General features: G+C 69.6%; 12 protein-coding genes and 1 pseudogene. 10 read left to right on the top strand and 3 right to left on the bottom strand.

The window, feature by feature from the left end:
• The first annotated feature begins 164 nt into the window (after nucleotides 1-164).
• Together EES42_RS40930 and EES42_RS40935 are read left to right on the top strand one after the other, a co-directional pair.
• A complete protein-coding gene (locus tag EES42_RS40930) occupies nucleotides 165-1,841 on the top strand; it encodes an RDD family protein (RefSeq protein WP_124723292.1) in 1,677 nt (558 codons plus the stop codon).
• A gap of 110 nt (nucleotides 1,842-1,951) precedes the next feature.
• Nucleotides 1,952-2,617 (top strand): RDD family protein, encoded by a 666-nt coding sequence (locus EES42_RS40935; protein WP_124723293.1) that lies wholly within the window; start codon nucleotides 1,952-1,954, stop codon nucleotides 2,615-2,617.
• 61 nt (nucleotides 2,618-2,678) lie between these two features.
• Here EES42_RS40935 and EES42_RS40940 read toward each other — a convergent pair whose 3' ends face one another.
• Nucleotides 2,679-3,044, bottom strand: coding sequence for a hypothetical protein (locus tag EES42_RS40940; RefSeq protein ID WP_124723294.1), 366 nt, complete (start codon nucleotides 3,042-3,044; stop codon nucleotides 2,679-2,681).
• 370 nt (nucleotides 3,045-3,414) lie between these two features.
• On the opposite strand from EES42_RS40940, the gene EES42_RS40945 reads away from it, so the two are divergent.
• Complete coding sequence (locus EES42_RS40945) at nucleotides 3,415-5,814, top strand: immune inhibitor A domain-containing protein (protein WP_206433857.1); 2,400 nt, start codon at nucleotides 3,415-3,417, stop codon at nucleotides 5,812-5,814.
• 124 nt (nucleotides 5,815-5,938) lie between these two features.
• Nucleotides 5,939-6,274, top strand: a complete 336-nt coding sequence (locus tag EES42_RS40950; protein ID WP_206433858.1) for a hypothetical protein — start codon at nucleotides 5,939-5,941, stop codon at nucleotides 6,272-6,274.
• A gap of 74 nt (nucleotides 6,275-6,348) precedes the next feature.
• Here the strand turns inward: EES42_RS40950 and EES42_RS40955 are convergent, their stop codons facing one another.
• Together EES42_RS40955 and EES42_RS40960 are read right to left on the bottom strand one after the other, a co-directional pair.
• On the bottom strand, nucleotides 6,349-6,933 hold the full coding sequence (locus EES42_RS40955) for an isochorismatase family protein (RefSeq protein ID WP_124723295.1): 585 nt from the start codon (nucleotides 6,931-6,933) through the stop codon (nucleotides 6,349-6,351).
• 223 nt (nucleotides 6,934-7,156) lie between these two features.
• Nucleotides 7,157-8,485: a nicotinate phosphoribosyltransferase gene (locus EES42_RS40960; protein WP_124723296.1), complete on the bottom strand. Its 1,329-nt coding sequence runs from the start codon at nucleotides 8,483-8,485 to the stop codon at nucleotides 7,157-7,159.
• A gap of 78 nt (nucleotides 8,486-8,563) precedes the next feature.
• On the opposite strand from EES42_RS40960, the gene clpS reads away from it, so the two are divergent.
• The 6 genes and pseudogenes from clpS to EES42_RS46965 all read left to right on the top strand — a co-directional run.
• Nucleotides 8,564-8,878: an ATP-dependent Clp protease adapter ClpS gene (gene clpS, locus EES42_RS40965; RefSeq protein WP_124723297.1), complete on the top strand. Its 315-nt coding sequence runs from the start codon at nucleotides 8,564-8,566 to the stop codon at nucleotides 8,876-8,878.
• Between the two features lie 70 nt (nucleotides 8,879-8,948).
• Entirely contained in the window at nucleotides 8,949-9,533 is a 585-nt protein-coding gene (locus EES42_RS40970; RefSeq protein WP_124723298.1) for a DUF2017 domain-containing protein, read from the top strand.
• A gap of 343 nt (nucleotides 9,534-9,876) precedes the next feature.
• Nucleotides 9,877-11,316: an amino acid permease gene (locus EES42_RS40975; protein ID WP_124723299.1), complete on the top strand. Its 1,440-nt coding sequence runs from the start codon at nucleotides 9,877-9,879 to the stop codon at nucleotides 11,314-11,316.
• Between the two features lie 100 nt (nucleotides 11,317-11,416).
• Nucleotides 11,417-11,848: a M67 family metallopeptidase gene (locus EES42_RS40980; protein ID WP_124723300.1), complete on the top strand. Its 432-nt coding sequence runs from the start codon at nucleotides 11,417-11,419 to the stop codon at nucleotides 11,846-11,848.
• Between the two features lie 133 nt (nucleotides 11,849-11,981).
• Nucleotides 11,982-12,107 (top strand): putative leader peptide, encoded by a 126-nt coding sequence (locus EES42_RS47465; protein WP_259935197.1) that lies wholly within the window; start codon nucleotides 11,982-11,984, stop codon nucleotides 12,105-12,107.
• Between the two features lie 102 nt (nucleotides 12,108-12,209).
• Nucleotides 12,210-12,307: pseudogene (locus tag EES42_RS46965) on the top strand (molybdopterin synthase sulfur carrier subunit); the annotation flags it as partial.

Here is a 12,307-nt window from a genome sequence, read left to right on the forward strand (position 1 = left end):
CAGGGAGAGAGCGCCCTCCACGCCATCTATTACGCGACTTCCGAGAAAAATTTTCGGGCGACGGGAAAGAGGCCCAAACCCCTGGAGTGGCCCAGGGGCACGCGGGCGTCTGGTAGATGTGGACCCGTTGCATTCAGGCCTCGAAGAGATACGGGACCACGGTGATGAGCGCCCCAACCCCGGCACCCGGTGACGAAAGCCCCCGCGAGGGGTACTACCCCGACCCGTCCATTCCCGGATATGTCCGGTATTGGAACGGTACTTCGTGGGTGCCAGGCACGAGCCGCCCAGCCCCTGAGCAGGGTGGGCCGACGTCCGCGGCGCCCTCCGGAGAGGCGCCCTCCGGAGAGGCGCCCTCCGCACCGGTGCCCGAGCCGCAGCCGCAGCCTCGGCCTCAGCCGTCGGTACCGGCTCCGGCTCCGGTGGACGAGACCGGTCCGGTCTTCCTGGACGAGGGGCCGCACGCGGGCGACCGCCCCGAACCGGCCACCGCCTGGCAGGCCGACGCCTCCCGGCAGACCGGATTCGGCGGCGAACACGACCGGCGGGTCTCCTGGGGCGGCACCGGGCAGCCCGGCCAACCGGGCGGACAGGACGGCGAACCGGGCCGGCCGGACGGGCAGAGCGATCCGCGTACGCCCGCGGGCCGCGCCCCGGCCGACCCGGTGCCGGGCGATCGCGTCCCGGCGGTCCGTGCCCCCGCCGACCGCGCCCCCGCGCCGGACCCGCGACGGCCCGCCGCCACTCCCACACCTGCCCCTGCCCCTTCCCCCTTGCCGTCTTCTCCCGCGCCGGAGAACACCGTTGCGATCCGGATCGGCCGTCAGGGCCGCCCGGGCGGCGGTACGGATGCGGGCACGGGCGACGCGGGGCGCCCGCCCACCGACGGGACGGTCACGATCCGGGCCGTGGGTCAGGGCGGCGGTCCGCCGGCCCGCCGGACGTCCGAACCAGCGGCATCGGAGGGGACGATGGCGATGCGTGCGATCGCCCCGGGGCCGGGCGCACAGCCCTCCGCCCCGGCGCAGAACCCCGTACAGCAGAACCCCGTACAGCAGAACCCCGTACAGGGGCAGGACCCCGCGCGGGCTCAGAGCCCGGCCCCCTGGGCGCAGCAGGGCAATCAGCCCGCCCAGCCGCCCGCCCAGGCAGTTCGTCCCCAACTTCCGGCGCAGCAGCACCAACCGCAGCTCCAGGCCCAGCCGCAGCTCCAGGCTCAGCAGCCCCAACTCCGACCCCAGCCGCAGCAGGCCCAACAGCCACAGCAGGCCCAGCAGCTCCAGCAGTCGCAGCAGCCCGTCGTGCCCTGGAAGCCGCCGGTCGACGACCCCTTCCAGCAGCTCGCGCAGGCCCAGGCGGCGGCCAGGCCCGCCGGGCTCGGCAAGCGGTTCGCCGCCCGGCTGATCGACAGCGTCGTGCTGATGGCGCTCGTCGGCGCGATCGGCTTCCCGCTCGTCTCGCAGGCGCTGGACCACATCGACGAGAAGATCAACGCGGCGAAGCTCTCCGGTGAGACGGTCACCGTCTGGCTGGTGGACTCCACCACGGCCGGCCTGTTCGGCGCGGTGCTCGGCGCGTTCCTCGTACTCGGGGTCCTGCTGGAGGCGCTGCCGACGGCCAAGTGGGGGCGCACCCTCGGCAAGAAGGTCTGCGGGCTCGAAGTGCGGGACATCGAGTCCCACGGCGCCCCGTCCTTCGGCGCCGCACTGCGCCGATGGCTGGTCTACGGAGTGCTGGGCATCCTGGTGATCGGGGTGGTCAACGCGCTGTGGTGCCTGATCGACCGGCCGTGGCGCCAGTGCTGGCACGACAAGGCGGCACACACCTTCGTGGCGGGCTGACCGCACCCGGTCGGCCGACGGCCCACCGGGTGAAGGGCCGCCGGGGCCGGGCGTCCCCCGAACGCACCTGAGCCGTTGCGGGCGCCTCCGGGGCGGGGTGCACTGCCCCCATGAGCAACGATCAGCCGACGTCCGGTCAGCCGCCCGAGGACGACCCGTTCCTCAAGAAGCCGCATGAGCCCCCGCCGTCGTCGGGCTCGCCGTACGACAGCGCCCCGCCCCCGCCTCCGCCGCCGTACGATCCGGGCCCCTACGGCGGCGGTGGGCCCTACGGCGGTGCGGATCCGCTGGCCGGCATGCCGCCGCTCGCGGAGCCGGGCAAGCGCATCCTGGCCCGGCTGATCGACTTCCTGATCATCTCGATCCCGCTGTATCTGATCTCGCTGCCGTGGGGCGGTGCGGTCGAGGTGACGGACAACAACGGCAACAGCGGCGACATCGGCGACGTCTTCAGCCAGACGTACAGCGGACACCAGTTGATCTGGTCGCTGATCGGTCTGGTCGTGTACGTCGCCTACGACACGTACTTCACGCACAAGGACGGCCGGACCGTCGGCAAGCGGCTGTTGAAGCTGCGCGTCGCGATGCTCAACGACGGCCGGGTGCCGGACACCGGTGCCTCGTTCCTGCGGGCCGTGGTGCTGTGGCTGCCGGCGCTGCTGTGCTGCCCGTGCCTGTGGTGGCTGATCAACATCGTGCTGATGTTCACGGACAAGCCGTACCGGCAGGGCCTGCAGGACAAGGCCGCGAAGACGGTGGTCGTCCAGACCAACTGACGCCGTCCCGCGGCCCCGGCCCCGTCGTGCGCTCCCGGCCCCGTCGTGCGGCCCCGGTGGCTCAGTGGCGTACGGAGTGCCGGCTCACGCGCTCGTCCGAGGCGGCCGCGGGACGCGTCGCGACTTCCCGGGGCGCCGATGCCGGGGCCCGGTCCCCGTCGCGGGCGAGGCCCTCGGCCTCGACGGCCGCGGAGACCGCGTCCTGATTCACCCGGACCGCGGAGCGGGCACCTGCCCGCTTCGCGGTTTTCGCGCGTGACGGCTGGGGTACGGTCACGGCCACCAGCAGACCGAGCGCGAGCGCCGCGGTCCCGATGACGGCGATGCCGAGGCCCGACCCCGTACGGGAGAGCAGCAGCATGGCGAGGGTCGAGAAGATGACGGTGACCGAACCGTAGGAGAGCTGTGCGGCTGTCGGACGCGGCATGGCGGTATCCGTCCTCGGGGCATCGGATGGGCGGTCTCTCAACACGGTCGCACTGTCAAGCGACTCTACGACGGTGGATGCCCGAGCGGAGCCACCGGTAAGCGTGGCCTAACCCACGGTGCCGGTGCACAGGGGGCGCACGGAGTCATTTGCCGCTCCAACCGTGTTCCACGACGCGCCGGTTGGCCTTTGTTGAACGTCCGGATAACGGAAGCGTTCTCCTACATAGTGCACTTGGCCTGTTCAAGTCAAGATCTGTCTTTTCTCGCGTAACTCCGGTCGAATGTCGTCACTTGTGACGCGTATTCGCGCGCGCGGCCCCACATCACCCCCTGGCCGCAGCGGCGAGTGCCGGGGAGGACTGCATCAAGTGACCACAAACAGACGGGCGCTTCGCGCCGCTGCGGTTGTCGTGGCCATGGCCGCCACTGCCGCCACGGCGTCGGCTTTCGCCACGGCCCAGGCAGACGACAAGGCGCCGGGAGCCAAGAGCACCAGCGTCGACCGCCGTGACCCGGGGTCGGCCAAGGGCAACGAGCACGACCTGAAGGGCCCGTTCAGCGAGCAGCAGGACGCACAGCGTCAGGCCGCTCTTGAGCAGGTCATATCGGGCGACAAGAAGATCTCGAAGCGGGGCGGCTCCAAGGTCGTCAAGCTCGACGACAAGAAGTACGTCGAGCTCGGCCGCGAGAAGACGGACAAGATCTTCACGATCCTGGTGGAGTTCGGCGACAAGGTCGACAACACCACCATGTTCGACCCGGACGGCGACGGCCCGAAGCCGGCCGTCCCGAAGTACGGGGGCACGCCCGGCCCGCTGCACAACACGATAGCCAAGCCGGACCCCAAGAAGGACAACAGCACCGCCTGGCAGGCCGATTACAACCAGGCCCACTTCCAGGACCTCTACTTCGGTGAGGGTGCCGGCAAGGACTCGCTGAAGACGTACTACGAGAAGACGTCCTCCGGGCGCTACTCGGTCGACGGCGAGGTCTCCGACTGGGTCAAGGTGCCTTACAACGAGGCCCGTTACGGCTCCAACTACTGCGGCGCGACCAACTGCGCCAACGCCTGGGACATGATCAAGGACGGCGTGAACGCCTGGGCCGCCGATCAGAAGGCCCAGGGCCGTACGCCCGAGCAGATCAAGACGGACCTCGCCAAGTACGACCAGTGGGACCGTTACGACTACGACGGTGACGGCAACTTCAACGAGCCCGACGGCTACATCGACCACTTCCAGATCGTCCACGCCGGTGAGGACGAGTCCGCGGGTGGCGGCGCCGAGGGCAAGAACGCCATCTGGGCCCACCGTTGGTACGCCTACGGCACCGACGCCGGCGCGACCGGCCCGGCCGAGAACAAGGCGGGCGGCACCCAGATCGGTGACACCGGCATCTGGGTCGGCGACTACACCGCGCAGCCCGAGAACGGTGGCCTGGGCGTCTTCGCCCACGAGTACGGCCACGACCTGGGCCTGCCGGACCTCTACGACACCACCAACACCGCCGAGAACTCGGTCGGTTTCTGGTCCCTGATGTCGGCCGGTTCCTGGCTCGGCACCGGCAAGGACTCGATCGGTGACCTGCCCGGCGACATGACCGCCTGGGACAAGCTCCAGCTGGGCTGGCTCGACTACGCCGAGGCCAAGGCCTCGACGAAGTCCACCCACAAGCTGGGCGTTTCGGAGTACAACACCAAGAACAAGCAGGCGCTCGTCGTCACGCTGCCCGAGAAGCCCGTCACCACCGCCGTCACCAAGCCGGCGGAGGGCTCCAAGCAGTGGTGGAGCGACATGGGCGACAACCTGAACAACACCCTGACCCGCTCGGTCGACCTGACCGGCAAGTCCAAGGCATCCCTGGACCTCGCGGGCTGGTGGGACATCGAGAAGGACTACGACTACCTCTACGCCGAGGTGTCGGACAACGGTGGCACCAGCTGGACCGCGATCGACGGCACGGCCGACGGCAAGGCGATCACGCGCGACGCCAGTGACAAGCCGGCCCTGACCGACGTCTCCGGCAAGTACCAGAAGCTCTCGTACCCGCTGGACGCGTACGCGGGCAAGAAGATCGACGTCCGCTTCCGTTACGCCACCGACGGCGGCGCGGGCGGCATCGGCTTCGCCGCGGACACCATCTCGGTGACCGCCGACGGCGCCGCGCTCTTCACGGACAACGCCGAGGGCGACGACAACGGCTGGACCGCCAAGGGCTTCTCCCGCGTCGGCGAGTCGTTCACCAAGGACTACCCGCAGTACTACATCGCGGAGAACCGCCAGTACGTCAGCTACGACAAGACCCTCAAGGTCGGCCCGTACAACTTCGGCTTCTCCAAGACCCGTCCGGACTGGGTCGAGCACTACCCGTACCAGAACGGTCTGCTCGTCTGGCTCTGGGACAAGTCCCAGAAGGACAACAACGTGTCGCAGCACCCGGGCCAGGGTCTGATCCTGCCGGTCGACGCGCACGCCAAGCCCCTGAAGTGGGCCGACGGCACGATCATGCGCAACAAGATCCAGCCGTTCGACGCCCCCTTCAGCTGGTACGCGACCGACGCCTTCACGCTGCACAACGCGGACGCACCGGTCCGGGTCAAGTCGCAGCGCGGCATCCCGGTCTTCGACGACCACAAGGGCACCTACTGGTACAAGGAGAACGAGACCGGAAGCGTTCAGGTCCCTGACACGAACACCCGGATCTCGATCGTCAAGGAGCCGCGCAGCGGCTCGACGATCACCGTCAAGGTCGGTCCCTCGCACAAGTAGTCCCGCATAACCGCAGGTCAGAGCAAGATCGGCCGTCGCCCTCTAGCGGGCGGCGGCCGATCGTGTTTAGGTGCGTCTTGTTCGGATTCTTATTGACACGACGTCTCACGGGGGAGCGCGGAACATGGCAGGCGGAGGATTCTGCAAGTTGCCGGACGGCAATGTGGTGGTGGCGATCACCCTGCCCCATCCGGCCGGCGGGCCGGGTTCCGGCACCCCGGTCCGGGTCCTGGTGCACGCGGCCAACCGGGCCCGCGCCCTGACCCGGCTGCGCAACGCCGGACTGCGCGCGGTCTACCTCCGCGGCAACACCGAGCCGCCCACCCCCGACGAGATCACCGCCGTGCTGCACCACCCCGACGGGCTGCTCTGGCGCGCCAGACCGGAGCGGGCACAGGAGCTCTGGCACCCGATCCGGGCCCTGCTCCGCCCGGCCATACCCGTCCGGCGGCCGGCCTGAGACACGGGGCTCCGGGCCCCGCCGGACAGGCCCTGGGGCCTTTCCTCGACCCGGCCTGATCCAGACGAAGGGCCCTAGACCACCGGCTTGCCGGTGAGCTTCACGCCTGCCCTGCGGAGCTCCTCCAGCGCCCGCTCCGTGGTCGTCTCGGCGACCCCGGCGGTCAGGTCGAGCAGCACATGCGTCGTGAAGCCCGCCCGGACCGCGTCCAGCGCCGTCGCCCGCACACAGTGGTCGGTCGCGATGCCGACCACGTCGACCTCGGTGACATGGCGCTGCCGCAGCCAGTCGGCCAGCCCCACACCGTTCTCGTCGAGGCCCTCGAAGCCGCTGTACGCCGCCGCGTAGGCGCCCTTGTCGAACACCGCGTCGATCGACCCCGAGGCGACCGCGGGGGCGAAATTCGGGTGGAAGCCGACGCCCTCCGTGCCGGCCACGCAGTGCGGGGGCCAGGAGTGCTCGAAGTCCGGACGGTCGGAGAAGTGGCTGCCCGGGTCGACGTGGTGGTCGCGGGTGGCCACCACATGGCGGTACCCGGCCTGGGCCTCGCCGATCAGGTCGGTGACGGCGGCGGCGACATCGGCGCCGCCCGCCACGGCGAGGCTGCCGCCCTCGCAGAAGTCGTTCTGAACGTCGACGACGATCAACGCGCGGTGCATGACGGGTGTCCTTAGGTGGGGGACGGTCGGTGGTCGTGGGGGTGTGGGTGGGTTCGAGCCTCGTGGGGGCGCATTCGAGCCTAGAGACTCCGGCCCGGGATAGGGAGGGGACGGGACGGAGCCCTTGCGGCGTCCAGCGCCGCGGACGTGGCCGTGGCAGCGGATGTGGCCGGGGCCGCGGGGGTGACCGGGGCAGCCCGGCCACCGCACCGCACGGCCCACGTCACATGTACTCGGTGGGAATCACCGGCTCGCCGCGCGACAGCTGCAACGCCGACATCGGCAGCCCCGCCCGCGCCGCGATGTGCCGCTCGCGCGCCGCGTCCAGCGGCTCGCGGGCGACCACCTCGCCGCCCTTGACCAGCTCGACCAGCAGCTGCCGGTCGGCCAGCTCGGCGGGCACCGCGCCGGTGCCGATCACCTCGGCCTCGGCGATCCCGTGCTCGTCCAGCCGGCGCGCGGCCCACTTGCGACCGCCCACCGACGACTTCGCGCCGAGCGACTTCTTGGCCACCGGACGCAGCGGCTCGGCGGGATCGGCGGAGCCGGCGCGGGCGACGAGCTTGTAGACCATCGAACAGGTGGGCTGCCCGCTGCCGGTCACCAGCTGCGTGCCCACCCCGTACGCGTCGACCGGCGCCGCCGCCAGCGAGGCGATGGCGTACTCGTCCAGGTCCGAGGTCACCACGATCTTCGTCTCCGTGGCGCCCAGCTCGTCCAGCTGCTGCCGCACCCGGTGCGCGACCAGCAGCAGATCGCCGGAGTCGATCCGTACCGCGCCCAGCTCGGTCCCGGCGACCTCGACCGCCGTACGGACCGCCTCGGTGACGTCGTACGTGTCGACCAGCAGTGTGGTGCCCCGGCCGAGCGAATCGACCTGGGCCCGGAACGCGTCGCGCTCGGTGTCGTGGAGCAGCGTGAAGGCGTGGGCGCTCGTCCCGACGGTCGGGATGTTGTAGCGGAAGCCCGCCGCCAGGTCGGAGGTGGTGTTGAAGCCGCCGATGTACGCGGCACGCGCCGAGGCCACCGCCGACAGTTCATGGGTGCGCCGTGCACCCATCTCGATCAGGCCGCGCCCACCGGCCGCGGCGGACATCCGTGAGGCCGCGGCGGCGATCGCCGAGTCGTGGTTGAGGATCGAAAGGATCACCGTCTCCAGCAGCACGCACTCGGCGAAGGAGCCCTCGACCCGCAGGATCGGCGAGCCGGGGAAGTACACCTCGCCCTCCGGGTAGCCCCAGACGTCGCCGCTGAAGCGGTAATCGGCCAGCCAGGCGAGGGTCGGCCCGTCCACCACGTTCTGTTCGCGCAGGAAGGTGAGCATCTCGTCGTCGAAGTGGAAGTTCTCCACCGCGTCCAGCACCCGTCCGATGCCCGCGACGACGCCGTAGCGCCGCCCCTCGGGGAGCCGGCGCGTGAACGCCTCGAAGACCGAGCGCCGATCGGCCGTGCCGGCCTTCAGCGCGGCCTGCACCATCGTGAGCTCGTACTGGTCGGTGAAGAGCGCGGTCGACGGCACACCGACCCGTCGCCCAAGGTCCGCAGAGTTCATGTTCCGGATGCTACCCCTATTTCGTCAGAGTGACGAGATCTCGGGTCGTTTGTGCGATGCCCCCTCCCGAGTGGCAGCATGGGGTGGGTGAGCGTCGCCCCCACAGAGATCACGCGTCCCGAATCGGCCGAGGAGAGTCTTGTCGTCCCCGAGCCCGACGTCCCCTGGGTGACGCTGGTCCACAACGACCCGGTCAATCTCATGAGCTATGTGACCTATGTCTTCCAGGCCTACTTCGGCTACTCCAAGGACAAGGCGCACAAGCTGATGCTGGACGTCCACCAGAAGGGGCGCGCGGTCGTCTCCAGCGGCAGCCGCGAGGAGATGGAGCGTGACGTCCAGGCCATGCACGGCTACGGACTGTGGGCCACGCTCACGCAGGACCGCAACTAGATCCCCCGCCGGACCTCCCCGCCCGTTCGCCCGACTCCTGCCCCGCCCGACCCACCATCGGAGAAAACCCATGGCCGGCCACTTCGAGGCCACCCCCGGCGGCGGCGCGGCCGTCGCGCTCGACGAGGTGGAGATCGCGATCCTGCGCTCCCTCGCCGTCCAGCTGCTGGAACTGATCGGTCCCGGCGACGAGCCCGCCGAGGGCGCGGACCCGCTCGCCGCCCTCTTCGCGGAGGGGCCCAGCGAGCCGCCCACCGACCCGGCCCTGGCCCGCCTCTTCCCCGAGGCGTACGGCGACCAGGACACCGAACTGCGGGCCGCCTCGGCCGAGTTCCGCCGCTTCACCGAGAACGATCTGCGCGCCCGCAAGCGCACCGACGCCCTCGCCGTCGTACGCACCCTGGACGCGCTCACGATCACCGGGGACGGCGGCGCCGTACTCGAACTCACCGGCGACGAATGCCGCAACTGGCTCGGCGCCCTCAATGACCTCCGGCTCACCATCGGCACCCGCCTGGAGGTCTCCGACGAGGACGAGGGCGAGGCCGGCTCGCTCTACCGGCTCCCCGACAGCGACCCGCGAAAGCCGATGGTCATGGCCTATCTCTGGCTCGGCGCGCTCCAGGAGACGCTCGTCGAAACGCTGATGCCGTAAGGGCCGTCCCGCAGCCGCTGCCGCGGTGCCGCGCCCCCGGAGGAGTGTCGAGTGTTCGCTCAACGGACGCTCAAATCCGAATAACGATCCCGTCACCTGAACGGTCGTCTTTGCTGCGGCAGGAAACTCTTGTCCGCTTTTAACTGTGGTGTACGCCACATAACGTCCGGTGGGTCGCCCGGGTGCCCGTGATAAATCTTCACGACCACTCGGGGACGCCACCCCTGTTCCCGAGGGCGCTACGGGCCGGCAACCACCGGCGGCACTCCATCCATATCCGGGGGGATCAGGAACCGATCCGCAGCCTCAACGGCGCGGACCGGCGTGGAGAAAGGCGCAGCACATGACATCGGCGCAGGTGGACAACGGGAACAGTGGCGGACAGGCCGTAGAGGTCGCGGATTCCGGCGCGTCCGGTGAGGGATACCAGCGGGCCCTCGGCGCCCGTCAGATCCAGATGATCGCCATCGGCGGGGCCATAGGCACCGGGCTCTTCCTCGGCGCGGGAAAGGCGATCGCCAAGGCCGGACCCAGTCTCGTCCTGGCCTATGCCGTCGCGGGCCTGGTGATCTTCTTCATCATGCGGGCGCTCGGCGAACTCCTCATGTACCGGCCGGTCTCGGGTTCCTTCTCCGAGTACGCCCGTGAATTCATCGGCCCCTTCGCGGGCTTCGTCACCGGCTGGACCTACTGGCTGTTCTGGGTCGTCACCGGAATCACCGAAGTCACCGCCGCGGCCCAGTACATGACGTTCTGGTTCGAAATTCCGCAATGGATCTCCGCACTGATCTTCACGGTCATCCTGTACGGGGTGAACCTGATCTCCGTGAAACTCTTCGGTGAACTCGAATTCTGGTTCTCGATGGTCAAGGTCACCGCCATCGTCGGCATGATCCTCATCTGCGCCGGAATTCTCACCCTCGGCTTCTCCGACGCCGGGGACACCGCCTCCGTCACCCACCTCTGGGCCGACGGCGGATTCTTCCCGCACGGCATCAAGGGCACCCTGATGACGCTGCAGATCGTGATGTTCGCCTTCCTCGCCGTCGAACTGGTCGGCGTCACCGCGGGCGAGTCCAAGGACCCGAAGACCGTCCTGCCCAAGGCCATCAACACCGTGCCGTGGCGCATCGCCGTCTTCTACGTCGGCGCGCTCATCATGATCCTGTCCGTGGTCCCGTGGACCGAGTTCCAGCCCGACGTCTCGCCGTTCGTCGCCGCCTTCAAGAAGATGGGCCTCGGCCTCGGCGCCGGCATCGTCAACTTCGTCGTGCTGACCGCCGCGCTCTCCTCCTGCAACTCCGGCATGTACTCCACCGGCCGCATGCTGCGCGACCTCGCCCTCAACGGGCAGGGCCCGAAGTTCTTCACCCGGCTCACCAGGAGCGGCACCCCGCTCGTCGGCACCACCTTCTCCGCCGCCCTGATGCTCGTCGGCGTCTGGATCAACTACCAGTGGCCCGGTGACGCCTTCACCTACGTCGTCTCGTTCGCCACCATCTCCGGCATGTGGGCCTGGATCATGATCCTGATCAGCCAGCTCCGCTACCGGCGCCTCTCCGACCTCGGCGTGCTCCCGAAGTCGGACTTCCGGGCCCCCGGCGCCCCGTACACCAGCGTCTTCGCGCTGTTCTTCATAGCCGTGGTCATCGTGATGATGGGCATCGACAAGGACACCAGGATCTCGCTGTACTGCGCCCCGCTCTGGGCCGCGCTGCTCGGCATCTCGTACGCGGTCCTCAAGGCCCGCAACCCCGAGAACAAGGCCTTCGCGAAGAACTGAACCCCTCCACCACCCGGCCGCCCCACCGGCCGTGTCCACCATGCGGGCCCCGTGGTACCACACTTCGGTACGACCGGGCCCGCATGCCTATCCTGGCGAAATGCTGACCATCACCCAGGCGCTCTACGACCAGATCGTCGCGCACTCCCGTGCCGACCACCCCGACGAGGCGTGCGGCGTGGTCGCGGGCCCGGCCGGGACCGGCCGCCCCGAGCGGTTCATCCCGATGCTCAACGCCGCCCGCTCGCCCACCTTCTACGAGTTCGACTCGGCCGACCTCCTCAAGCTCTACCGCGAGATGGACGACCGCGACGAGGAGCCGGTGATCGTCTACCACTCCCACACCGCGACCGAGGCCTATCCCTCCCGCACCGACGTCACCTACGCCAACGAACCCGGCGCCCACTACGTCCTCGTCTCCACGGCGGACACCGACGACGCGGGCCCCTTCCAGTTCCGCTCGTACCGCATCGTGGACGGTGCGATCACCGAGGAGGACGTCGAGGTCGTCGAGGCGTACGAACCCGCCTGACCCCGCCGTACCGCCGGACACCGGCCGGACGGGACCGGGCCCACCGACGGTCCCGTCCACCTGTCGAACACCTGGCATCCATCAGGTGAGATCACACTCGGGATTACGGACCGGGAATCGATACGATGAGCGCATGGTTCTCCATGACGTGAGCGACAAGACGCCGGGCATGCTGCTCGTCGCGCGGCTGCACGTCGACCTGTGCAGGCTCTCCAGCGCGATCTGTACGTGCCGCCTGCCCGCCGGCCGCAAGGCCTGAGCCGGGCCCGCGGCCCGAACACCACACGTACGCAAGACCCCCGCGCGGGGGCAGAGCCGCGCGCCCCACGCCACCTCCCCGCTTCCGACAGGAGCCCACGCCATGGCCATCGAGGTCCGCATCCCGACCATCCTCCGCACCTACACCGGCGGCGCCAAGGCCGTCGAGGGCAACGGAGCGACCCTCGCCGACCTCTTCAC

It is taken from the genome of Streptomyces sp. ADI95-17 (assembly GCF_003846175.1).
Classification (GTDB): Bacteria; Actinomycetota; Actinomycetes; order Streptomycetales; family Streptomycetaceae; genus Streptomyces; species Streptomyces sanglieri.

Bases quoted from the DNA above. Each gene is read 5' to 3' on its own strand.
- EES42_RS40955 (WP_124723295.1), bottom strand. From the start codon at position 6,933: ATGCACCGCGCGTTGATCGTCGTCGACGTTCAGAACGACTTCTGCGAG.
- EES42_RS40935 (WP_124723293.1), top strand. From the start codon at position 1,952: ATGAGCAACGATCAGCCGACGTCCGGTCAGCCGCCCGAGGACGACCCG.
- clpS (WP_124723297.1), top strand. From the start codon at position 8,564: ATGGGGTGGGTGAGCGTCGCCCCCACAGAGATCACGCGTCCCGAATCG.
- EES42_RS40940 (WP_124723294.1), bottom strand. From the start codon at position 3,044: ATGCCGCGTCCGACAGCCGCACAGCTCTCCTACGGTTCGGTCACCGTC.
- EES42_RS40980 (WP_124723300.1), top strand. From the start codon at position 11,417: ATGCTGACCATCACCCAGGCGCTCTACGACCAGATCGTCGCGCACTCC.
- EES42_RS40975 (WP_124723299.1), top strand. From the start codon at position 9,877: ATGACATCGGCGCAGGTGGACAACGGGAACAGTGGCGGACAGGCCGTA.
- EES42_RS47465 (WP_259935197.1), top strand. From the start codon at position 11,982: ATGGTTCTCCATGACGTGAGCGACAAGACGCCGGGCATGCTGCTCGTC.
- EES42_RS40960 (WP_124723296.1), bottom strand. From the start codon at position 8,485: ATGAACTCTGCGGACCTTGGGCGACGGGTCGGTGTGCCGTCGACCGCG.
- EES42_RS40970 (WP_124723298.1), top strand. From the start codon at position 8,949: ATGGCCGGCCACTTCGAGGCCACCCCCGGCGGCGGCGCGGCCGTCGCG.
- EES42_RS40930 (WP_124723292.1), top strand. From the start codon at position 165: ATGAGCGCCCCAACCCCGGCACCCGGTGACGAAAGCCCCCGCGAGGGG.
- EES42_RS40950 (WP_206433858.1), top strand. From the start codon at position 5,939: ATGGCAGGCGGAGGATTCTGCAAGTTGCCGGACGGCAATGTGGTGGTG.